The sequence below is a fragment of the Sphingomonas sp. SP3 genome (assembly GCF_058514305.1).
The window spans coordinates 517,078-539,459 of record NZ_JBZSOE010000001.1; the positions used below are offsets into that span (position 1 = coordinate 517,078).

Sequence of the window (22,382 nt, forward strand, 5' to 3'; positions counted from 1 at the left end):
TTCCTCAGGCTGCTTCGACGACGTCCCCACGCTTCTGATCGGTCCCAGGGACCGGCTCAGCAGGATCGTTGCCAATCTTCACGACTCGGTTCTGTTCATCGACGTGAACCACATGCGGCTTCAGCGCACGCGCTTTTGCATCGTCCATCAATGCGTAGCTCATGATGATCACCACGTCGCCGGGGTGGACGAGGTGGGCGGCCGCGCCGTTGATACCGATCACGCCGCTGCCGCGGGGACCCGGGATCACGTAGGTTTCGATGCGCGCGCCGTTGGTATTGTCGACGATCGCGACCTGCTCGCCTTCGAGCAGCTGGGCCGCGTCGAGAAGGTCCTCGTCGATCGTGACCGACCCGACATAGTCCAGGTCAGCCTGAGTCACCGTGGCGCGGTGGATCTTCGACTTCATCATGATGCGCATCATGGGACGATCAGCTCCTCAATAGGGGGCGGCCCGTACTAGATTTGCATCCGTTCGTCGATAATCAATGCTGCGGCGCAATATCGCACTTGCAGCATGCGGCGTGAATTCCCAACTGCTGGGACCGGAAGGTGGCGCAATTTCCGAACAGGTCTGGTCGGCTGACGGCCAAACCGCTGTAAGCGCGCCATTTTCCGGATTGGCACAGCTCTTGCTCAGTAAAGAGCAGGAAATTTCGCCAACGGAGCTTGAACATGGACGCGCAGGAAAATCAGGTCGCTTTGCCCCTTCGTTCCCACACGATCTTTGGCGTGTGCGAAGGTATCGGCGAGGACTTCGGGTTCAACCCGGTGCTTTTGCGCGTGCTATTTGCCGCGATGGTGCTGTGGAGCCCGACGATCGCGATCGGTTCGTACCTAGCGCTTGGCCTGGTGGTTCTCGCTTCGCGGCTGCTCTTCCCGCACCGCGAAATGCTGGTCGAGACGGCCGACGCTCCGGTCGCCGCCAACGAAACCCAGGAATACGCTGAAGCGGCTTAGTAGTCGCCGCGGGCTTCGGCCCGAGCTTCTAGAAGATCGAGCAGAGCGCGGTGCTGCAGCAACAGCTGCTCACCGCCGAACGCCAGGGCGCGGCCGCTCGCCGGAGCCTCGGCGGCAAGATCGATGACTTCGATCACCGAAGCTTCGTCCGGTAGAGACGGCGCCGGGGCTTCAATCCCGACGCGGGAAGCGGCACGATCCAGCAGGCGCCGAATGGGCCACCAATCACCGACCAGCGCGGTCGCGGCGCCAAGGGCGCAACCGTTGCGCTCGGACAGCGCGAGGGTCTCAAGCGCGTGCCGGGCAGCGACCAGGCTCGATTCGGTTTCGGCGGCGCCAGGCGTGCTCGGCATTGGGCCGACCGCCGAGGTCAGGCGCACGAGATACAAGCGCTCGCGTTCGAAAGCCTCCGAGGCGCGGGTAAGCCACGACTGCGCCTCACCGCTAACACAACGCTGAAGTGCGATCTCGATCAGGCCGGGATAGCGGCCATGGAGGCTGCACAGCAGGTGCACGGCGTCCGCAAGGTCGCGGCCGCTGTGCGGGCCATTGGCCTCTAGCAGGTTGTTCAGATGAGCATGGCGCGCGCAACCGTCACCCGCGACGCGGGCGAGCTGCGCTTCGGCGACGCTGACCGGCTTCGATCCCGTCAAAGTGGCACTTTGATGGGAAACCTTGCGGTCGACGGACCGGTTGACTGCCATTCTTATCCCCTCGGCTAGCTGCTTTGGCGAAGCCTATTGGGTCGTCCCTAACCCAAGGGCGTAAAGACGAGGTTTATGCCGGGGTAAGTTTTCGGGAACGGAGGTTAAGAACGAAATCGCCGCCCGAACCCTGGGAGTCCGGACGGCGATTTGCCCCTTCCCTGTCTCGCTAAGCGATCAGTCGTCGCGGTAAGCGAGCTCGAAATTGCCCCAGCGGCGCCCCTTGATGATCAGCGGCACGAAAACGTTCTTCACCGGGATGAACTTATCGCCCAGCTCCATACGATAGGTCGCAAGCGTCGCCGGTTTCTCGCTGGCGAGCGCCATGCGCGTCGTGTCGTCAATCAGGATCCGCTTGTTGCGGCAATGCTCGTCATTCCACACGGGATCGTCGCTCTGCGGCTGGCTGCGCTCGCTAAGGTGCGTGGGCAGATAGCCGTTCATGTCGCCTATAGCGGAGCCGATGATGCGCCCGTCGCTACCCTTCGTGCGATCGAGCAACGGCCGGATGTACTTGTCCGCGGTCGCGTTAAAACGAACGTCATATTGGACCGGATTGCTGCCTTCCACGATCTGATAATCGGTATCGAACACATCATCGATCGACACTTCGCCTTCGTCGATCGCCCGCTCGACCGCGATCTTGATCTGGCGGCAGGTTTCCTGGGCCTTCGAGATGAACGGCGTATCGTCGATTTCAGCGCCTGAATTGGCCAGCGTGTCCAGCATGGTGTTGGACAGCAGTTCGAGGTGCGCCAGGCGCTTCTGCGCGGTGAGCAGCTCGGTGCCGTTCTCGCGCGCGTCGCCGGCGAAATCGGTAAGGCCCGCCTTCACGCGGTCGACGCTGGTCTGGATCATGCTGGTCGAGTGGGCGATGCCTTCGGTCTGCCGATCGACCATGCTGACGATTTCGCTGACTTCGCGAACCGTGTCGTTGATCGTGCTAAAGCCGGACTGCGCCGCGCGGCTGCGCTCGACGCCTGTCTTGATCTCCGTGGTGACCGCGCCGGCTTCACGTGTAAGCTCGCCGATCGTCGAGGCGATCTGGCTGGTAGCGGCGCGCGTGTCGTGCGCGAGCTTCTTCACCTCGGCGGCAACGACGGCAAAGCTGCGTCCGGCATCGCCGGCGCGAGCGGCCTCGATCGTCGCGTTGAGCGCGAGCATGTTCGTCTTGCGCGCAATGGTCTCGATGGTCGAGGAAACGGTCTGGACCTGGTTCATCGCCGACGCGAAGCCGGCCATGCGCTCGCCAAGCTGGACAATCAGATCGGTCAGGCCCTTGAAGCCTTCGATAGTGCCGTCGATCGCCTCGCGGCCCGCTTCGAGCTTGGCCTTCGCTTGTTCCGACAGCAGGCGCGCTTCGTCGGTTGAATCGGCGACGCGCGATTGGTCACCCATCAGGCGCGTGGTCACTTCCTCCAGCGCGTCGAGCATCTTCAGATGCTCGCCGATGCGGTCGCCAACACCGCGCACGTAACCGGCGACGTCGCTGCATTCCATCGACAGCGAACCGCAGTCGCGCGCCACGGCGCGAATTGCGTTTTCGGTGACTTCCTCGATCCCCTGCGTGGCCATCGAAGGCGCGCTCCCACTAATGTTGTGGGGCGTGGATAGTCACCAACCTCCTACTTCTTGGTTAACCAACACCATTTGGATCAGCGGTAGTTGTGGACCACCTCCAACATGGTCCTGACGACCGATTTCTCTTCGTCGCTGAGGAATGGGTTCCAAATGTAGAACAACAGGATCAGCCGATCCTCGGTGCTGTCGTTGCGCGCTTCATGTTCGACGGTGTCGTCGAACGCGAGCATTTTGCCTTCTTGCCATTCGACGGTGCGCTCGCCGACGCGAAAGGTGCAGTTCGGCGGGACGATCAGCGGCAGGTGACAGATGTACTGGATGTTGAGCATGCCGTTGTGGGGCGGGATGTGGGCCCCCGGCTTCAGCAGCGAGAAAAGTACCGAAGGGAATTTCCCGCCGATTTCGCATTGCGGAACGATATCGTTCATTGCCTCGAACGTGCGCGGGCAGCGCGCTACGTTCTCTTCAATGGGTTTGCCGGACTGCCATAGGTACAGGCTGCTCCAACTCGAATTCTCGACAAGTCCGTAAACGTCGCCCTGCGGATATTCGCTCGATTTCCTGACGTAGGGCGAGAAGTCGGAGGTGTCGGCGAGCAGCGCCGCGGCTTCGTCGCGCAACTCGCGATACCGGCTCTCCAGCTCCAATCGCCAGCCGAATTGCTCAACGTCGGCAAAATCGACGTACGGCAGGCCCGGGTAGAAGAACAGCCGCGGCATCTGCGGGAAGCGTTCGACGACGAGATCGCGCTCACGTTCGCCGAACATGATTTCAAGCGCCTCGCGAAAGCGGGGCGGCCAATCCTGGCGGGGGAATCCCGCCTGTTCGACCCCGGAGATGATGTGGCGTCGAAAGCGCTCGGCCAGCCAATTTGCCATTTGGGCCGATCGGCGAACCTCAGCTGAATCGTCGAACGACCTCGCGATGAAAGCGTAGAAACCCGACGCCCCGCGGTGGTCGCCGGCAAGAAATCGATGATCTCCCTTGGCGAGAAGGGCTTGCAGATCATAGCGGTCGGTCGCGAGTTTCTGGTCGGCGGTTGCCTCGCTCATCGAAGGCTGAGGAACAGGAGGCTCCTTCGAGAGCGTATCAATCATACAGACGGTAACGGCTTGTTTGGTCAGACCAGCCGATCTCATCGGGCTGGGCCGCGGCATCGAGATCGCCCGGTTCGGACGCCCGGTCATCGACCCATTCGCGCAACAGCGTCGAACCGTTGATCACGTCGATCGCGAGCTTGTCGAATTCATATTCGTACGGAAAATCGCGCCACAGGTCATAATCGGGCTGAAGGTTGCGGATCGCCTTGAACGAGAGCGCCTGGAGCCGCCACGGCTTGAATGCCTCATGGTCGTAGAATGGGCCCTCGGCATGAATGAAGAGCCCGCGGCACAACTCGCCCAGATGCTTGTGGAAGGTCGGCTGGAAATAGATGTCGCGAAGCTTGCAACCGGCGAGCCAGTGCGGCGCAATGCGCTCCATCTCCGCAGCAAGCTCCCGCGGCTCGAGATCCGGCGCGCCGAACAGCTCGAGCGCGCGGGTTGTCCCCCTGCCCTCGCTCAGCGTCGTTCCTTCAAGCATCACCGTTCCTGCGTAGGCGCGTGCCATATTGAGGTTCGCGGCATTCGGGCTCGGGTTGATCCAAACCCGCTCCGCCGGCCAACCGAAGCCCGGCGCTTCGTTGGGACGCCAGCCGAGCATTTCGATCACGCGATAATCGACGTCGAGCTTGAAATGGTCGACGAACCAACGCCCGAGCTCGCCCAGGGTAAGGCCGTGCCGCATCGGCATGGGACCGGCACCGACGAAGCTCTCCCATCCCTCGCGCAAAGTCGTGCCTTCGACGGGGCGCCCAGCGGGGTTGGGCCGGTCGAGGACCCACACGCTCTTCCCGTGCTCCGCGGCGGCTTCGAGCACGTAAAGCAACGTCGTCACGTAGGTATAGATGCGGCAGCCGAGGTCCTGCAGATCGATCAGGATCGTGTCGAACGTGCCCATCGACTGCCCGGTCGGGCGGCGAACTTCGCCGTAGAGGCTGAACACCGTCATCCCGTAGGTCGGATCGGTATAATCCGGCGACTCCATCATATTGTCCTGGAGATCGCCACGGACACCGTGCTGCGGACCGAAAACGGCGCTCATGCTCAGGCCTGAGGCCACCAGCGCATCCAGGCTGTGGGTCAGGTCCTGGGTGACTGACGCGGGGTGCGCGAGCAGCGCGACCCGCTTCCCCTCAAGCGGCTTGCGCAATTCGGGCTCGGCAAGCAGGCGATCAATTCCAAACGAGGTCATGGGCTTTGCTTAAGGGAGCCGCCCAGCGAAGCAACCGGGGTCGTGGAAATCCGGCTTGTCGCCGCCATGAGCCAGCGCCCAATAGGATTTGGTCCCGCCTTTTTCCTCGAGGACTGCCGACAGCCCAAGCTCCCAATTCGCGTCCGCCGGGAGGGCAATGGTCGCCCCCAGCGCCCACCAGGTGAAATTGTCCTCTACACGAACGTAGGGCGCTGCATCGACCTCCGCGGGCGCCATATCCTCACGATAAGCGCTGAAATTGTACGAGGCCCATTCTCCGGACGGGGCGAAATTCCATTCGGTATAGGCCTGCTCGCCAAGCGGCCGCAGGAAAGCTTCGAAGCAGGTGGTCTTCCACAGTTCGTCCACCCGCCCCGGCTCAGCCAATGGTTCTGCGATGACGAATCGATCGGCCGGCGCGCCAATGCCGAACCAGATGTTCGTGGTCGCCACCGCCGCGAGCGAGGCCATGTGCTCGACAGTCACCCATAGTTTGAGCGCCGGGTCGGATGGCGGCGTGGCCGGATGGGGCAGAAGGGTGAATTGCATTGGCGCGACAGTAGCAGCGCGCGAAGCCAGACGCTAAGCGGCCATCATGACCGAATATCGTTCGTCCTTGCTCAAGCTCCTCGATGAGCGTGGGTACATTCACCAGGTCACCGACACGGCGGCGCTCGACGCGCTCGCTCAAAAGGAGGTCATTCCCGGCTACATCGGGTTCGACGCGACCGCGCCGTCGCTCCACGTCGGCAACCTTGTCCAGATCATGCAGCTTCGGCGGCTCCAGCAGGCCGGGCACAAGCCGATCGTCCTGATGGGCGGGGGCACGACCAAGGTCGGCGATCCGAGCGGCAAGGACGAGGGGCGCCAGCTTCTTTCGGCTGAGCAGATCGACGCCAACATCACCAGCATCCGCCGGGTGTTCGAGCATTTCCTGACCTTCGGCGACGGCCCGACCGACGCCGTGATGATGAACAATGCGCAGTGGCTCGACCAGCTTCAGTACATCGACTTCCTGCGCGACGTCGGGCGGCACTTCACCATCAACCGGATGCTGACCTTCGACAGCGTGCGGCTTCGGCTCGACCGCGAGCAGCCGATGACCTTCCTGGAATTCAACTACATGATCCTCCAGGCCTACGACTTTCTCGAGCTGTCGCGGCTGGTCGGATGCCGGTTGCAGCTCGGGGGATCGGACCAGTGGGGAAATATTGTCAACGGGATTGAGTTGTCGCGCCGGATCGATGGCACGGAAGTCTATGGTGTCACCTCGCCGCTGATCACCACGGCCGACGGCGCGAAGATGGGCAAGACGGCCGCAGGCGCGGTGTGGCTCAGCGCCGAGATGCTGAGCCCCTACGATTACTGGCAGTTCTGGCGGAACACGGCGGACGCCGACGTCGGCCGGTTCCTGCGCCTGTTCACCGACCTGCCGCTCGACGTGATCGCGAAGCTGGAAAGTCTCCCCGGCGCGGAGATCAACGACGCCAAGATCGTGCTGGCGACGGAAACCACCGCAATGCTTCACGGGCGTGACGCCGCGACCGCGGCCAAGGAAACGGCAAAGACCACCTTCGAGAGTGGGGGCGCCGGCGCCGATCTGCCAACGCTGTCGACCGGCGGTGGGATGCCGATCCTCGCGGCGCTGACCGGTCTTGGGTTCTGCGCCTCGAATGGCGAAGCGAAGCGCAAGATCGCCGAGGGGGCCGTTCGTCTGAACGATGAGGTCGTCAGCGACCCCGCGTCAGTCGTGACGGAGGGCAAGCTCAGCCTCGGCAAGAAGAGGCACGGGCTGCTTACGCCTTAGCCGCTCCGGATCAGCCCGACCGCCTGGTCGCGCTCGAATAGATAGAGGCAGGTGCGGGCCGCCTGCCCGCGTTCGCTCGCAAGGCCACCGTCGCGGTCGAGCAGCAATTGCGCATCGCTCTGCGCGATCGGCGCGAATTCCTGGACCAGCTCCGGCGTAGCGGCGCGGAACGCCATTTCGCCCGACTGCCGGGTGCCGAGAATCTCACCGGGGCCGCGCAGCCGCAGATCCTCCTCTGCAATCCGGAAGCCGTCATTGGTCTCGCGCATCAGGGACAGGCGCGCACGACCGACCTCCGTAAGGTTCTGACCGCGGATCAGCAGGCAGGTGCTCTTTCCCGACCCACGGCCCACGCGCCCGCGGAGCTGGTGAAGCTGGGCGAGACCGAAGCGCTCGGCGCCCTCGACGATCATCAGGGTGGCATTGGGCACATCCACGCCGACCTCGATCACCGTGGTCGCGACCAGCACAGCAAGCTCGCCGCCGGCGAAGCGCGCCATCACTGCGTCCTTTTCGGGTCCCTTCATTCGTCCGTGAACCAGGCCCACCCGATCCTCGCCAAAGCGTTGCTTGAGGATGCGGGCGCGTTCCTCGGCGGCGGCCGCGTCGGATTTCTCGCTTTCCTCGACTAGCGGGCACACCCAATAGGCCTGGCCGCCGGCGCCGATATGCCGCCCTAACCCGTCGACGACTTCCGCCAATCGTTCTTCGCTGATGACCCGCGTTTCGACCGGCGTCCGGCCGGGGGGCATCTCGTCGATCCGGCTCACGTCCATCTCGCCATATTGGGTGAGGGTCAGCGTGCGCGGGATCGGCGTCGCGGTCATCACCAGCAAATGCGGCGGATGCTCGGCCTTGGATGTGAGCAACAAGCGCTGCGAAACGCCGAAGCGGTGCTGCTCGTCAATCACGGCGAGGCCGAGATTCCTGTAGGCGACCTTTTCCTGGAAAATGGCGTGGGTGCCGACCAGCAGGTCGATCGATCCGTCGGCGAGGCCCATCAGCACGCTATCGCGCGCCTTGCCCTTCTCGCGGCCGGTGAGGATCGCGACGCGAACGCCGATGCTGTCGAGCTGGCCGAGCAGGGTCGCATGATGCTGGCGCGCAAGGATTTCGGTCGGCGCCAGCAACGCGGCCTGCGCGCCGCTTTCGATCGCCGAGAGCATTGCCATCAGCGCGACCAGGGTCTTGCCCGATCCGACGTCGCCTTGAAGCAGCCGCAACATCGGCGTCGACTGCGACAGGTCGCCGCGAATCTCCTCGATCACCCGTCGCTGCGCGCCCGTCAGTTGGTAGGGCAATTTCAACCGACCGATCAGGTCGCCCGTGCCTCCGAGCGGATTCGTGCGCCGCCGACGTTGCGACTGCCGAAGAAGCAGCAGCGCCAGCTGGTTCGCGAAAATCTCATCGTAAGCGAGGCGCTGACGCGCTTCCGATGCAGGTTCGCGATGTGCCTCCGCCAATGACGTGCGCCAATCGCGCCAATTCTCTTTCGACGCGAGACCAGCCTCGATCCATTCGGGAAACTCCGGCGCGCGTTCGAGGGCTTCGCGAACGAGTTCGCCGATCCGGCGATTGGTGAGCCCTTCGGTCAGTGGATAGACCGGCTCGCGGATCATCGGCGCCGGTCCCTTGCCCGGTTCGCTTACATCCGGGTGGATGATCTGCCACTCGTCGCCATAGGCCTCGAGCTTGCCGGAGACGGTTCGTACCTGGCCCATCGGCAGGCTCTTCTTCGCCCAGCCTGGATTGTTGAAATAGATGAGGCTGATGCTGTTGCCGTCGCCGTCCGAAGCCAAGACTCGCATCGGCCCGCGACCCGAACGACTTTGGCGCGTGTCGAACGGCGTCAGGTCGAGAATAACGTTGCGACCCAGCAGAGCCGGGCTGGCGGCCGGCGCCCTCACCCGCTCGATGGAGCCGGTTGGCAGGTGATAAAGCAGGTCGACGGCCCGGGTCAGGTTGAGCTTTTTCAACAGCTTGGCGAGTTGCGGCCCGACGCCCTTCAACGCCTCCACCTCGGCGAAGAGCGGGTTGAGAATTTCCGGGCGCATGCGTGATTGTTAGCGCCTCTCTCGCCGCTCGCAATGAGGCGCGAGAATGACTACATCGCGCCCATGCCATCCGACGCGGACCTCAAACGCCTTCACTGGCGCGCGCACCATCGCGGCACCAAGGAAGCCGATTTGCTGATCGGCGGGTTCTTCGACGCGCATCACGCAGCGTGGAATTCTGACGAACGCGCGCTGTTCGAGACCATGCTCGAGGAACAGGATGTCGACATCATGGCCTGGGCGCACGGAACCGCGGAGCCGCCGGCGCGCTTCGATGGGCCCATGATCGCTGCGCTGAAGAAGCTCGACTACGTTCGGATTTTGCGATGAGCGAGCCACTGCAGCGCGTCCTTCGCGCCGATCAGCCGTTGACCCTCGCCGGCGTTCCAACCGGCTTCCTGCCCTGGCTTTCGGCTGACCTTGCCCGCGCCGCGCATGGGTCGAGCAGGAGTGGCCGCGCCGTAGCGATCGTCGCCGACGAAGCCGCAATGCGCGCGCTTGCCGACACCGTTCCGCTGTTCGCACCCGAAGTCGAAGTTCTCACGCTGCCGGCGTGGGACTGCCTGCCCTACGACCGCGCATCCCCTGCCCTTCGCGTTACCGCGGAGCGATTGGCGACGCTCAACGCGCTCCAGGCGAAGCAGGATAAGCCCCAGGTTTTGATCACCACGGCCGCAGCTGCCACGCAGCGGATGCTGACGCCGTTCCGCGTGCGCCAGCTCACGCGCCGGATCGCCGAGGGCGAGCGGATCGACCGCGAGGCCCTGATCGATCAGCTCAATGCGCTTGGCTACCAGCGTAGCGACACCGTCGCGGAGCATGGCGAATATGCGGTTCGCGGATCGCTCATCGACCTGTTCCCGGCGGGCGAGGAAATGGCGCTGCGCCTCGATTTCTTCGGCGATGAGATCGACAGCCTGCGCCGCTTCGACCCGAGCGACCAAAGATCGACCGACAAGGCCAAGGCCTTCACTCTGATGCCCGCCTCCGAAGCCCTGCTCGACGAGGAGTCGATTAAGCGCTTCCGATCGCGTTATCGCGAAAAGTTCGGCGCGAACGCCACCCAGGACCCCCTTTACCAGGCCATCTCGGACGGCCGGCGAATGAGCGGGATGGAGCATTGGCTTCCGTTCCTAGAGGAGCGGCTCGAGACGCTGTTCGATCATTTAGGCGAGAACGACCTCATCTTGCGCGATTCGGGCGCCGATAAAGCGATCGAGGCTCGGCGCGAGGCCATCGACGATTATTATCAGAACCGCGTCCGCGCGATGCAGTCCGAGCCGGGCAGCTATCGCCCGCTCGAACCCGGCGCGCTCTACCTCGCCAGGGATGAGTGGGACGGGTTCGTCGCCGAGCGGCCGATCCACCTCGCGTCGTCCTTCCCCGAGCCGGACAGCGAGCGGATCATCGACTTCGGGGTCGAGACCGCGCGCGATTTCGCGCCCGAGCGTACCAAGCAGGCCAATGTCTACGAAGCCGTTGCGGCGCATGTCGCCGCGCTGCGCAAGAGCGGTCACAAGGTCGTGCTCGCAAGCTACACCAAGGGCGCGCGGGAACGCCTGAGCGGCCTCCTCGACGACCATGGCGTAAAGGCCCAAAAGCAAGCCGACAGCTGGCAGGAAGCGCTCGGCAGCAAGACCCAGCCGACCCTGCTGGTGCTTCCGCTCGACCACGGCTTCACCACGCCCGAAGTCGCAGTCCTTACCGAGCAGGACATGCTCGGCGATCGGCTCGTACGGCGTCGAAAGAAAGGCAAGGCCGCGGCCGCCTTCTTGCAGGAGCTTGCGACGCTGTCCCCGGGCGACCTGGTGGTCCACGCCGACCACGGCATCGGCCGCTACGAGGGCCTGACCCAGATTCCTGTCAGCAAAGTCCCCCACGACTGCGTCGCGCTCGAATATGCGCGCGGCAACAAGCTCTACGTCCCGGTCGAGAATATCGAGCTCTTGAGCCGCTACGGCAGCGAGAGCGAAGGCGTGACGCTCGACAGCCTCGGTGGCGAGGCCTGGCAGCGGCGCAAATCGAAGATGAAGGAGCGGATCCGCGAGATCGCGGGCGAGCTCATCAAGACTGCAGCGATGCGCGCAACCCGCGCCGGCGTCATCGCCCAGCCGGACAGCGCCTTCCCGCAATTCGTCGACCGCTTCCCCTATGAGGAAACGGACGACCAGGAGCGCGCGATCGAGGATGTGCTGAGCGACCTCGAAGCGGGCAAGCCGATGGATCGGCTGGTGTGCGGCGACGTCGGGTTCGGGAAGACCGAAGTCGCGCTTCGCGCCGCGTTCGTGATGGCAATGTCGGGCAAGCAGGTTGCACTCATTTGCCCGACCACCCTTCTGGCCCGTCAGCATTATTCGAACTTCGTCGAACGGCTTCAGGGCTTCCCGCTGAAGGTCGGGCGGCTCTCGCGCCTCGTTCCCGCTGCCGAAGCCAAGAAGACCAAGGAAGGCGTTGCCGACGGCACGATCGACATCGTCATCGGCACCCACGCGATCCTGGGGAAGAGCATCGAGTTCAAGCGCCTGGGCCTCGTAATCGTCGACGAGGAGCAGCATTTCGGCGTTGCGCACAAGGAGCGGCTGAAGGCGCTCAAGACTGACGTCCACGTCCTGACCCTAACCGCGACCCCGATCCCGCGAACCCTGCAGATGGCCATGTCGGGATTGCGCGACCTCAGCGTGATCCAGACGCCGCCCGTCGACCGTCTCGCCGTGCGCACCTACGTCACCCCGTTCGATGGCGTCGTGCTGCGCGAGGCGCTGCTGCGCGAGCATTTCCGCGGTGGGCAGAGCTTCTTCGTGGTGCCGCGCGTCGCCGACTTGCCGCAGATAGAGGAATGGCTCAGCGAGCAGGTGCCGGAAGTGAAAGTGGTCACCGCCCACGGCCAGATGAGCGCGACCCAGGTCGAGGAGCGGATGAGCGCCTTCTACGACCGCAAATATGATGTCCTGCTTTCGACCACGATCGTCGAAAGCGGGCTCGACATCCCGAGCGCCAACACGCTCATAGTCTATCGCTCGGACCGCTTCGGCCTCGCCCAGCTCTACCAGTTACGAGGCCGTGTCGGCCGGTCGAAGACCCGCGCCTACGCCTATCTGACGATGCCGGCGGACCGCTCGATCACGGAGGCGGCTCAAAAGCGCCTTCAGGTGCTCGCCGACCTCGACAGTCTTGGCGCGGGCTTCCAACTCGCGAGCCATGACCTCGACATTCGCGGCGCGGGCAACCTCCTTGGCGACGAGCAATCGGGCCACATCAAGGAGGTTGGGTTCGAGCTCTACCAGTCGATGCTCGAGGACGCGATCGTCGAGCAGAAGGCGGGCGGCGTGCCGCAGCGCGACGAGTTTACGCCGCAGATCAGCGTCGATGCGCCGATCATGATCCCGGAAACCTATGTGCCCGACCTAGACCTGCGCATGGGCCTCTATCGCCGTCTCGGCGAGCTGGAGGACCGCCAGGCGATCGACGCCTTCGCTGCCGAGCTCATCGACCGCTTCGGCGCGTTGCCGAGCGAAACTTCGAACCTGATGAAAATCGTCGAGGTGAAGCTTAATTGCCGCGCCGCGATGGTCGCCAAGCTCGATACCGGAGCACGCGGTGCGGTCGTCACATTCGCCGACGGCGGCTTCAAGGATTTGCCGGGCCTGCTTGGCTATATCGACCGGCTCAAGGGCGCCGCGAAACTGCGTCCGGACAGCAAGCTCGTCGTTTCGCGCAACTGGCCGACGCCCGAGGCGCGCCTCGATGGCGCATTGCAGCTTTCGCGCGGCCTGTCGCGCGTCGCTGCAGCTGGCGAGAAAGCGAACAGCGAGCTCGAACCAGCCTAGAGCGGCTTTACGAACTTGTAGGCGAACTGGCTGGTGTGGCCGCGGATCGACTTGTCGAACACCGGGATGTCGAGCGGGTCGGCAGGATTGTTCAGCACTTCGCTCTCGCCGGCGAACTTGAATCCGGCTGCCTCGACCTGGCTGCGAACGGTCGCCGGGTCGATCCGGTGGAGTTTTTCGGTGTCGGCCATGCCACGTCCCGCCTTCGCCATATGGTCGATGATCATATACCGGCCGCCCGGCTTCAGCATCTTGAACACCGCCTTGTTTAGCAGGTTCGGGTCGGCGTCCTTGCCCATATATTCGTCCGGATAGTCGTGATAATTTTGCGAGGTCCACACGACATCGAGCGGCTCCGGAGCGCTCAGCACCGCGCTCGGTTGAACCTGCGTCACAATATTCCCGTAATATTTGTCCGCTGACAGCTTCTGCATGTCCTGGACATTGCCCATCGCAAAACGCGCATAAGCTTGCGGCCAAACCGCGTAGACCTTGCCTTCGGGACCGACGATTTTCGAGAATATCCGGGTCCAGTATCCGCTGCCCGGAATCAGGTCCAAGACCTTGTCGCCGGGCGCGACCCCAGCGAGCGCGATCAGGGGGCCAGGTTTGCGCCGGGCGTCAGCGGCGTCGGCCTGCGATTTGCGGGCTGGATCGGCAAGCGCCTTGTCTAGTGCGGCCTGTGAAAAGGCGCTTGCCGAAACTTCCGCCTTTTTGCAGCCGGCCAACGCCAGCGCCGCAAAGGCCAACCATAGTGTCAGTGACCGCATGAGCTACTCCGTTGGCGCAGCGAAGCATGGCGCTGCCGCACCGGCAACGCCCCTTAGGAAAGCTTGAGGGAAACTTTAGGCTGCAAGGATCTCGGCGGTGGCGACAAAGCGCATGAATTCATCCTGGGTAAGCACCCCCGCGCCGAGGAACCCCTGATAGAGGTCGCAGCCCCAATCGGCGAGCAAGGCGAGCTGTCCCGGGCTTTCGACACCCTCTACGACAACCTTCAAGTCGAGCTCACGGGCAAGCCGGATCATTGCCTTGACCACGATGCGGTCGCGGCTTCCCCCGACGAGGTCGGTTATCAGCCCGCGGTCGATCTTGATCATGTCGAGCGGCAAGGTGGTGAGGTAGGCGAGGCTCGAATAGCCGGTGCCGAAGTCGTCGACGGCGATGCTGACGCCCGCGTCGCGAAGCCGTGAGAGGCGTTCGGCGACCGCTTCGCGGCCGACGAGCAACACGCTCTCGGTAATCTCGACCGTGACGCGATCGGGAACAATGCCAACGGCGCCCATCTCGTCGAGCAGCCATTGGTCATAGCCCGGCCTTGAGATTTCCTGCGGAAGCAGGTTCAGCGAGACCCTCAAACCCTTGAGCGGGCCCTCCCAGATCGCGGCGCTGCGCAGCGCCTTCTTCTGCACGAGGCGCGACAGGCGCTCGTCGAGGCCGGCGGCGGATGCGCGGGCGAACAGTTCGTCCGCGGAGTTGGCGATCGTCGAGCGCGCGAGCGCTTCCGCGCCTACGACGCGGCCGGTGCGCGGCTCGATCAGGGGTTGGAACTGGACCTCGATCTGTTCGTGGGAGATTGCGGACTCGAGGATCCAGTCGCACGCGAGAGCAGGGCGCGCCGTTGCCCTCGGCCCACCCCGCCCCCAAGCACTGATGCTGTCCCACTTCAGCATAGAGATGAGGGGTAACGTTCAATCCATTATGGAGGAACCGTCCATCCCAGCCGCGGCCCGAAACGGGACAGTGACCTTAGCCGTTTAAATCCCTATCTTCAGGAGCAATCGAGGCGGCCGGAAGGAACATTTGTTGAGCGCAGACGGGCCTCACCCGCGCACTAGCCGCGTTGCCGATTTGTCGAGCCTTGGCATCGGCGTGCTGTCATCGCACACGGAGGTCGCGCGCGCCGCGGAGAAGCTGCTCCGCAAGCGCTACTCCTTCGCCGACGCGGGAGGGGCCGAGACATTGGTCGCGCTCGGCGGCGACGGCTTCATGCTCCAGACGCTCCACACCATGCTGGAGGAAAACAGCGCGCGGCCGGTGTTCGGGATGAACCGGGGAACCGTCGGCTTCCTCATGAACGAATGGCGGATGGACAATCTCGCGGACCGGATCGCTCGCGCCAAGGCTATCCGCGTCGCTCCATTGGAGATGCGAGCAACCACCGTCGGCGGCGAAACCCACGTCCACGCCGCGATCAACGAAGTTTCCCTGCTTCGCGAGACCCGCCAAACGGCGAAGATCGAGATCAGCGTAAACGGCCGCGTCGCGCTGCCCGAGCTCGCCTGTGACGGCGTACTGGTGGCGACGCCAGCAGGTTCGACCGCCTACAATCTCTCCGCGCACGGCCCGATCCTGCCGCTTGCGGCCAAGATGCTGGCGCTAACCCCGATAAGTCCGTTCCGCCCGCGGCGCTGGTCAGGCGCGATCCTGCCGGACGACACGGCCGTCTGCCTACGCATTCTCGAGGCCGAAAACCGGCCGGTTTCTGCGGTCGCCGACCAGATCGAGGTCCGCGACGTCGCGAAGGTGGAAATCCGCCTGGATCGGGAGCGGTCGCTAACCCTCCTGTTCGACCCGGAGCATGCGCTCGACGAGCGGATCGCGATGGAGCAATTTGCCACCTAACCGCTTGCGTTTGGGGTGAGCTTCGCTATCTAGCCCGCGCTGCCCTTTGGGGCTGCTCCCCGGTAGCTCAGCGGTAGAGCATCCGACTGTTAATCGGACGGCCGCCTGTTCGAATCAGGCCCGGGGAGCCATTTTCTTGATAGACGTCAGTCCTCGTGGCCCGAGCGCCAAAGCGCGCCGGTCAGCGGCTCCATCAGATATTGCAGCGCGGTCCGTTTCCGAACCGTCAGGACAGCCTCGACCGGCAAGCCCGGACGAAGCTCGCCGTTGCCGAGGACGGAGCGGACCTTGTTCATCTCGGCCTCCGGCACCACGATTTCCGCCCGGAAGTAGGAGCGCCCGCTCTTTTCATCGGTGAAGCTGTCCGCCGAAACCGTCCGAACCTTGCCAGTGAATAGTGGCAACGAGCGATTATGGACGCTGACGAACCGAACCTGCGCGGGCTGGTCGACGTAGACATCATCCGCGTCAGTCGGGTTGAGGTTGACCCGGACGACAAGCTCCTTCCCGTCGGGGACCACGTCCATCAAGGTGTCGCCAGGCCGAACGACGCCGCCGACGGTGAAGACCGTGAGACCAACGACTTGCCCAGTCACCGGCGCGCGCACCTGCGACTGCTCGAGCTGCTGCCGCGTCGCGACCAGCTTGGGCAGCGTTTCTGAAAGCTTGGCCTGGGTGTCCTTGAGGTCGGATTCGATCGACTCGAGCCGGCCCCGGGTGACCGAGAGCGACTGCATCCGAGTCTCGCCAATGCCCTCGCCAGCGCGCGCATATTCGGCGGTCATGGCGGCTTCCTGGCCCTGTAGATCGGCTTGTGCGCGCTGAAGCTGGCGAACCCGGTTCATCGACGCATAGCCCTTGGCCGCGACCGACATCAGGCCGTCCAGCTCCTGCTGGATGAGCACCTGTTGGCGCTTCAATGATTCGCGCTGTTTGACGTAGCCGCCCTGCTGCTCGCGGAGCTGGCCCGCACGCTCCCCAAGCACGGATTTCTGGGCCGAATCCGATCCGGCCCGGGCCTGCATCTCCGATCGCTGCAGCGAAAGCGCCTGGTCGGCAAGGTCGCGATCTTCGACCGGGATCGAAGCGAATTCGGGCGGCGCGGCGAAGCTCCGCTGGCCGCTCCGTTCCGCCATCAACCGCGCCCGCTGGGCAAGCAGGGTCAGATAGTCGCTGGTGAGCGCTCGCTCCGAGGCTTTCAGCTCCGGTGCGGACAGCTCGACCAGCACGTCGCCCGCGCGAACATGCTGTCCCTCGTGGACATGGATCGCGGACACGACGCCGCCATCGCGGTGCTGAACGCTTTGGCGGTTGCCCATGACCGCGATTTGTCCGGCGGCGTTGACGCCGGCATCGAGCGGCATCAACGCAGCCCAACCGAGGAAAATCACGAAAAAGGCAATCGCGATCCGGATTCCGGTGCGGATCTCGCGCTGCGGGTCGCCGGCGTCGGTTTCGGGAAGGCCGCTCAAGACCAATGCGTCGCTCATGCCGCATTCTCCGCATTCTTGGGCCCGGTAAGGCGAGCCACGACCTCCGCGGCGGGGCCGATCATCTTGGGACGACCCTCATCGAGCACGAGCAGCCGGTCCGCCGCCTCCAGCACGCCCCGGCGATGAGCGATCACGATCACCGTAGCGCCGCGCTTGCGCGCCTTGGTGAGGGCGGCGATCAGCGACGTCTCGCCTGACTGGTCGAGGAAGGCATTGGGCTCATCGAGAACCACGACCGCGGGATCGCCGTAGAGGGCCCGCGCCAATGCGATGCGCTGCGACTGACCGGCCGACAGTCCAGCCCCCATCAACCCGAGCGCGGTATCGTAGCCTTGGGGCAATTGCAGGATCATTTCATGCACGCCGGCATCCTTCGCCGCAGCGATGACGGCCTTATCGATCGCCTTGGCTTCATCGTCGTTGCGAGCCCGATCGAAGCGGGAGATGTTTTCCTTGATGGTGCCTTCGAACAGCGACGATTCCTGCGGCATGTAGCCGATGTGCTTGCCGAGCTCGTCTTGGTCCCAATCGCTAAGGCGGGCGCCGTCGATGCGAACCGCGCCGACCGTTGGCGCAAGCGCCCCGACCATGATCTTGCCCAAGGTCGTCTTGCCCGATCCGCTGGGGCCGATGATGCCGAGAATCTTGCCCGGCTCCGCCTTGAAGTTGAGGCCGATGAGGATCGGCTTCGCGTCCCGGCCCCGCATGCCGACCTCTTCGACGTCGATCAGGCCCTTGGGCTCGGGCAGCGCGGTGTAAAACCGCTGCTCGCCGACCGCCTCGAAAGCGCGGGTGAGCCGCTGCAGGGCGGCGCGTGTCGACGCGAGCGATGACCAGGCGCCGATGATGCTTTCGATCGGCTGGAGCGCGCGGCTGAGAAGGACCGACGAAGCAATGATCGCGCCCGCCGAGATATAGCCGGCGATTGCGAGCAAGGCGCCGAGTCCCAGCGCGGCGGACTGGACGAACAGACGGAAGAACTTGCTGGTTGCTGTCAGCTGGCTGCCCGCGAACTGGGCATGGATCATGTTGGCGATCGCGATCCGCCGGTGATCGAGCTGACGCGCGACCATCGCTTGCGTCATGCCGAGGCCCTTGATCGTCGTGCCATGCGTCGCCGCGGCCTGTTGCGAATTGTGGGCCGAGGCCATCGCCGAGCTGGCAATCTCCATCCGGGTCTTGGTTGCCCGCTGGTTCAGCCAGGCGATCGTGACCAGGAGGGCCGCCGCGGCCACGGCCAACACGCCGATCCAGAAATGGAGCATGAAGGCGACCAGCAGGAAGACCGGCGTCCATGGCGCGTCGAACATCGCGGCGATCACGGGCGAGGCCATCGTCGTGCGGATCGAATCGAAGTCCCGCATCGCCTGGCCGGCGGCGCCGGAATCCGTAGCCATCATCTGGCGCAGGATCTGCGGCGCAAGCAGCGCATCGAGCCGCTGGCTCGCGCGTACGAGAAGGCGATTGCGAACCATGTCGAGCGCCGACAGCGCGAGGAGCGCGAACGCCAGCGCCAGGGTGATGAACAGCAAGGTGAGCTTACCGCCGGTCGGTACCACCCGATCGTAGACCTGGAGCATGTACAAGGTCGGCGCGAGGTAGAGGATGTTGATCAGCAGGCTGAACCCTGCCGCGGCCATGAAATGCCGGCGGCACTGCTGGAGCGCATCGACGATCATCGGCGGCAGTTGTTCGACTCCCGCCATCTTCGCCAGGAAGGTTGTCTCACGGCTAGGCGAGGAGGTCAAAACCGGCCTCCGCTTCGATGCTCATCCAAATCCCACCCCGAAAGTCAGCTTTGCGCGAAGAGGCGCCTTAAGCCACTATTTCCTGAATAAAATCAAGGCAAAGCAGACGCTGGCGTCCATCCGGACGACCGGTCCGCCGCCCTTTTGTCCAGGCGGCCGCCGGGATGGTTCAACCGTCGAGCGCGGCCATCAGGGAAGCGTTGCCGCCGGCCGCGGTCGTATCGATGCAGGTGACGCGCTCGGTCGCGAAACGCGCAACATAATGCGGGCCGCCGGCTTTCGGGCCCGTGCCTGACAGGCCTTCGCCGCCAAACGGCTGGCTTTCCACGACCGCGCCGATCTGGTTGCGGTTGACGTAGAAATTCCCGACCCGCGCATGCTCCTCGACATAATCGCGCACGGTGTCGATCCGGCTCTGGAGACCGATCGTCAGGCCGTATCCGGTTTTGTTGATCGCCTCGACCACCTCGGGCAGCTTGTCGCCGGCAAATCGAACGACATGCAGGATCGGGCCAAAATTCTCGCGATTCAATTCACTTAGCGACTGAATCTCATAGAAGGACGGAGGTACGAAATATCCTTGCTTGGCCGCCGCGGGCAGTTCGAGGCGGCAGATTCGCTTCGCATTCTTGTCGAGCCAACCGAGATGCTCCTCGAGGACCTGCTTCGCGCCCTCGTCGATCACCGGGCCGACGTCGGTCGAAATCTTGGCCGGGTCGCCGACCTCGAGCGCGTCCATGGCCCCCGCGATCATGCGGATCATGCTGTCGGCGACATCTTCCTGGACGAACAGCACGCGCAGGGCCGAGCAGCGCTGGCCGGCGCTCTGGAACGCGGAAGAGATGACGTCACGCGTAACCTGTTCAGGAAGCGCGGAAGAATCGACGATCATCGCATTCTGTCCGCCAGTCTCGGCAACGAACGGAATGATCGGTCCATCGCGACCCGCAAGCGTGCGGTTGATCGTGCGCGCCGTCTCTGTCGAACCCGTGAACACCACGCCGCTAAGGAGTGGATGCTCGGTCAGCGCGCCGCCGACGACCCGGCCCGAACCGGGGGCAAGCTGGACGAGATCTCTTGGGATCCCAGCTTTGTGCATGAGATCGACGGCCAGCGCGCCGATCAGCGGCGTCTGCCCTGCCGGCTTGGTGATCACGGCATTGCCGGCCGCCAGCGGCGCAGCGGTCAGGCCGGTGAAGATCGCGAGCGGAAAATTCCACGGCGAAATGCTCGCGAATACGCCGCGGCCGTGAAGCCGAAGCTCGTTTTGCTCACCAGTCGGTCCGGGAAGCGGCATCGGCCGCGTGAATTGGCGCCTTGCCTCTGACGCGTAGAAGCGCAAGAAATCGACCGCTTCGCGGACTTCGAGCACCGCATCGACCAGCGTTTTTCCGGCTTCACGAATGCACAGCGAGTAGAATTCCTCGCGATGCTCTTCGTAGAGGTCGCCGGTGCGGTCGAGCAGGCGTGCGCGCGCCTCGCCGCCAAGCGCGTCCCAGTCCTGCTGCGCGGCGTGGCCCGCGCAGACCATCCGCTCGACGTCCTCGGCACCCGCTTCAAAGACCGTCCCGACATTGATACGCCGGTCATGCGGCGAGGTGATCGGCCGTGCCTCGCCCTTCCCTATCGCCGGCTTCGCGGTCCAGCTTCGGCTTTCCAGCGCCTTCAGTCGCTTCAGCAAGGGCTCGCGCACCAGCGGATCCGACAGGTCGCAGCCCGCGCTATTGTGCCGCTCGGCACCGAAGACGTCCCGGGGCAAAATGATCTTGGGATTGCGCTTAGGATTGAGTGCGCCGAGCTCGGCGACTGGATCCTTGATCAGCTCGTCGACCGACACCTGCTCATCGGCGATGCGGTTCACGAAACTGGAATTTGCGCCGTTCTCCAGAAGGCGGCGCACGAGATAGGCCAGCAGCTCCTTGTGGCTTCCGACTGGCGCGTAGATGCGCACGGGGGTCTGCGGGTCGCCAATGCCCTTCTCGAGCTTGGCTAGCTCTTCGTACAGCTCTTCGCCCATGCCGTGCAGGCGCTGGAATTCGAACTCCTTGCCATGCGCGAGCGCCTTGATCTGGCCGATCGTATTGGCGTTGTGGGTCGCAAAGGCGGGATAAATGGCATCGTCGGCGGCCAGAAGCGCTTTCGCGCAGGCCAGGTAGGACACGTCAGTCGCGACTTTGCGGGTGAACACCGGATAGTCGGGAAGGCCGCCGACCTGGGCCGCCTTGACCTCGGTATCCCAGTAGGCGCCCTTCACCAGACGGACCATCAGGCGCCGGCCGTGCTTGCGTGCCGCTTCGATCACCCAGTCGCACAACGGGGCGGCGCGTTTTTGATAAGCCTGGATCGCGACCCCGAAGCCGCCCCAACCGTTTGCGAACAGCTCATCGTCGGCCAGCAGGGCCTCGAACACGTCCATCTGAAGCTCGAGCCGGTCGGCTTCCTCGGCATCGATGGTGAAGTGGACATCGGCCTTGCTGGCTTTCAGCGCCAGCTCGCGGACCACGGGCAGGACCGCAGCAACCGCCTCCTCGGCGTGACTCCATTCGTAGCGGGGATGAAGCGCCGTCAGCTTGACCGAGATGCCCGGGTCCTTTCGGAACCCGTCCTTGGCTTCCTTGGCAATGCGATCGAGCGCGCCGCGATAAGCGTCGGCATAGCGCTCAGCATCATCGAACGTCTTGGCCGCTTCGCCCAGCATGTCGAAGCTGTGGCTCAGGCCCTGGCGCCGTTCGGGCTCCGCGCGCTTCAAAGCCTCGTCGATCGTCCGGCCGAACACGAAGTTGCGGCCGAGGATCTTCATCGCCTCGCGCACCGCGGTCCTGACAACCGGTTCGCCAAGCCGGCCGACCGCGCGGCCCAGCGCCGCCTTCCAGTTGCCGGAACGGTCTTGTGCCCCTTCGAGCACCTTACCGGTCAGCAGCAGCGAAAAGGTCGCCGCGTTGACGAAGGACGAATCCGAACGCCCTAGCTTCTCGGACCAATCCGGCCCCGCGAGCTTGTCGGCAATCAACTCATCGGCGGTGTGAGCATCCGGGATGCGCAGGAGGGCCTCAGCGAGGCACATCATCGCGATGCCTTCATCAGATCCGAGATCGTAGGCCTGCAGGAAAGCGTCGACGCCCGAGGGTTTGTGAGCGCGCACGCCCTGAACCAGCGCGCGGGCGATCACCGCGGCTTCTCCGCTTTGGCTTTTGCTCAGGCGGGCCTGGCCAAGCCGCTCATTGACGACTTGCTCTTCGTCGGGCCGATAGGCGCGGCGCACAGCCGAGCGATCGATCGTGCCCATGCTGA

17 protein-coding genes and 1 tRNA gene are annotated in these 22,382 nt (G+C 64.2%); 6 read left to right on the forward strand and 12 right to left on the reverse strand.

Annotated features, from left to right (window positions below; genetic code table 11):
• Positions 1 to 4: 4 nt before the first annotated feature.
• Entirely contained in the window at positions 5 to 424 is a 420-nt protein-coding gene (gene panD, locus AC4K8G_RS02860) for an aspartate 1-decarboxylase (RefSeq protein WP_491732669.1), read from the reverse strand.
• Positions 425 to 675: 251 nt separating this feature from the next.
• Between panD and AC4K8G_RS02865 the strand changes: the two genes are divergently transcribed.
• A complete protein-coding gene (locus AC4K8G_RS02865) occupies positions 676 to 960 on the forward strand; it encodes a PspC domain-containing protein (protein ID WP_491732670.1) in 285 nt (94 codons plus the stop codon).
• On the opposite strand, the gene AC4K8G_RS02870 is transcribed toward AC4K8G_RS02865, so the two are convergent.
• The 5 genes from AC4K8G_RS02870 to AC4K8G_RS02890 all read right to left on the reverse strand — a co-directional run bounded on the left by AC4K8G_RS02870 (position 957) and on the right by AC4K8G_RS02890 (position 6,086).
• Positions 957 to 1,664, reverse strand: a complete 708-nt coding sequence (locus tag AC4K8G_RS02870; RefSeq protein ID WP_491732671.1) for a DUF6975 family protein — start codon at positions 1,662 to 1,664, stop codon at positions 957 to 959. The genes AC4K8G_RS02865 and AC4K8G_RS02870 overlap by 4 nt on opposite strands.
• 177 nt (positions 1,665 to 1,841) lie before the next feature.
• Entirely contained in the window at positions 1,842 to 3,239 is a 1,398-nt protein-coding gene (locus tag AC4K8G_RS02875; protein WP_491732672.1) for a methyl-accepting chemotaxis protein, read from the reverse strand.
• An 80-nt stretch (positions 3,240 to 3,319) separates the two neighbouring features.
• Positions 3,320 to 4,297 (reverse strand): aspartyl/asparaginyl beta-hydroxylase domain-containing protein, encoded by a 978-nt coding sequence (locus AC4K8G_RS02880; protein WP_491732673.1) that lies wholly within the window; start codon positions 4,295 to 4,297, stop codon positions 3,320 to 3,322.
• Between the two features lie 37 nt (positions 4,298 to 4,334).
• On the reverse strand, positions 4,335 to 5,537 hold the full coding sequence (locus tag AC4K8G_RS02885; RefSeq protein ID WP_491732674.1) for an exo-beta-N-acetylmuramidase NamZ family protein: 1,203 nt from the start codon (positions 5,535 to 5,537) through the stop codon (positions 4,335 to 4,337).
• A gap of 9 nt (positions 5,538 to 5,546) precedes the next feature.
• Positions 5,547 to 6,086 carry a DOMON-like domain-containing protein gene (locus tag AC4K8G_RS02890; RefSeq protein WP_491732675.1) on the reverse strand — a complete coding sequence of 180 codons (540 nt, stop codon included), beginning with the start codon at positions 6,084 to 6,086 and terminating at the stop codon, positions 5,547 to 5,549.
• Between the two features lie 46 nt (positions 6,087 to 6,132).
• On the opposite strand from AC4K8G_RS02890, the gene tyrS reads away from it, so the two are divergent.
• Positions 6,133 to 7,344: a tyrosine--tRNA ligase gene (gene tyrS, locus AC4K8G_RS02895; protein WP_491732676.1), complete on the forward strand. Its 1,212-nt coding sequence runs from the start codon at positions 6,133 to 6,135 to the stop codon at positions 7,342 to 7,344.
• Here the strand turns inward: tyrS and recG are convergent.
• Positions 7,341 to 9,398, reverse strand: a complete 2,058-nt coding sequence (gene recG / locus AC4K8G_RS02900; protein WP_491732677.1) for an ATP-dependent DNA helicase RecG — start codon at positions 9,396 to 9,398, stop codon at positions 7,341 to 7,343. The two genes, tyrS and recG, sit on opposite strands and share 4 nt — an antisense overlap.
• Before the next feature lie 63 nt (positions 9,399 to 9,461).
• Here recG and AC4K8G_RS02905 point away from each other — a divergent pair, with 63 nt between their 5' ends.
• Complete coding sequence (locus tag AC4K8G_RS02905) at positions 9,462 to 9,728, forward strand: FAD assembly factor SdhE (RefSeq protein ID WP_491732678.1); 267 nt, start codon at positions 9,462 to 9,464, stop codon at positions 9,726 to 9,728.
• Positions 9,725 to 13,225 carry a transcription-repair coupling factor gene (gene mfd, locus AC4K8G_RS02910; protein ID WP_491732679.1) on the forward strand — a complete coding sequence of 1,167 codons (3,501 nt, stop codon included), beginning with the start codon at positions 9,725 to 9,727 and terminating at the stop codon, positions 13,223 to 13,225. Before AC4K8G_RS02905 ends, mfd begins: the two co-directional genes overlap by 4 nt.
• Here the strand turns inward: mfd and AC4K8G_RS02915 are convergent.
• Both AC4K8G_RS02915 and AC4K8G_RS02920 read right to left on the reverse strand, forming a co-directional pair.
• A complete protein-coding gene (locus tag AC4K8G_RS02915; protein ID WP_491732680.1) occupies positions 13,222 to 13,995 on the reverse strand; it encodes a class I SAM-dependent methyltransferase in 774 nt (257 codons plus the stop codon). The two genes, mfd and AC4K8G_RS02915, sit on opposite strands and share 4 nt — an antisense overlap.
• Before the next feature lie 75 nt (positions 13,996 to 14,070).
• Positions 14,071 to 14,898, reverse strand: coding sequence for an EAL domain-containing protein (locus AC4K8G_RS02920; RefSeq protein ID WP_491732681.1), 828 nt, complete (start codon positions 14,896 to 14,898; stop codon positions 14,071 to 14,073).
• Between the two features lie 178 nt (positions 14,899 to 15,076).
• On the opposite strand from AC4K8G_RS02920, the gene AC4K8G_RS02925 reads away from it, so the two are divergent.
• Both AC4K8G_RS02925 and AC4K8G_RS02930 read left to right on the forward strand, forming a co-directional pair.
• Positions 15,077 to 15,850 carry an NAD kinase gene (locus AC4K8G_RS02925; RefSeq protein WP_491734397.1) on the forward strand — a complete coding sequence of 258 codons (774 nt, stop codon included), beginning with the start codon at positions 15,077 to 15,079 and terminating at the stop codon, positions 15,848 to 15,850.
• 56 nt (positions 15,851 to 15,906) lie between these two features.
• A tRNA-Asn gene (locus AC4K8G_RS02930) sits at positions 15,907 to 15,981 on the forward strand.
• A 15-nt stretch (positions 15,982 to 15,996) separates the two neighbouring features.
• On the opposite strand, the gene AC4K8G_RS02935 is transcribed toward AC4K8G_RS02930, so the two are convergent.
• From AC4K8G_RS02935 to putA, 3 genes are all read right to left on the reverse strand, one after another.
• Positions 15,997 to 17,340, reverse strand: coding sequence for an HlyD family type I secretion periplasmic adaptor subunit (locus AC4K8G_RS02935; protein ID WP_491732682.1), 1,344 nt, complete (start codon positions 17,338 to 17,340; stop codon positions 15,997 to 15,999).
• The gene (locus AC4K8G_RS02940) at positions 17,337 to 19,049 is read right to left on the reverse strand and encodes a type I secretion system permease/ATPase (protein WP_491732683.1); all 1,713 of its coding nucleotides are present in this window, start codon (positions 19,047 to 19,049) and stop codon (positions 17,337 to 17,339) included. The genes AC4K8G_RS02935 and AC4K8G_RS02940 overlap by 4 nt, the downstream gene beginning before the upstream one ends.
• Positions 19,050 to 19,260: 211 nt before the next feature.
• Positions 19,261 to 22,377, reverse strand: coding sequence for a bifunctional proline dehydrogenase/L-glutamate gamma-semialdehyde dehydrogenase PutA (putA, locus tag AC4K8G_RS02945; RefSeq protein ID WP_491732684.1), 3,117 nt, complete (start codon positions 22,375 to 22,377; stop codon positions 19,261 to 19,263).
• Positions 22,378 to 22,382: the final 5 nt, after the last annotated feature.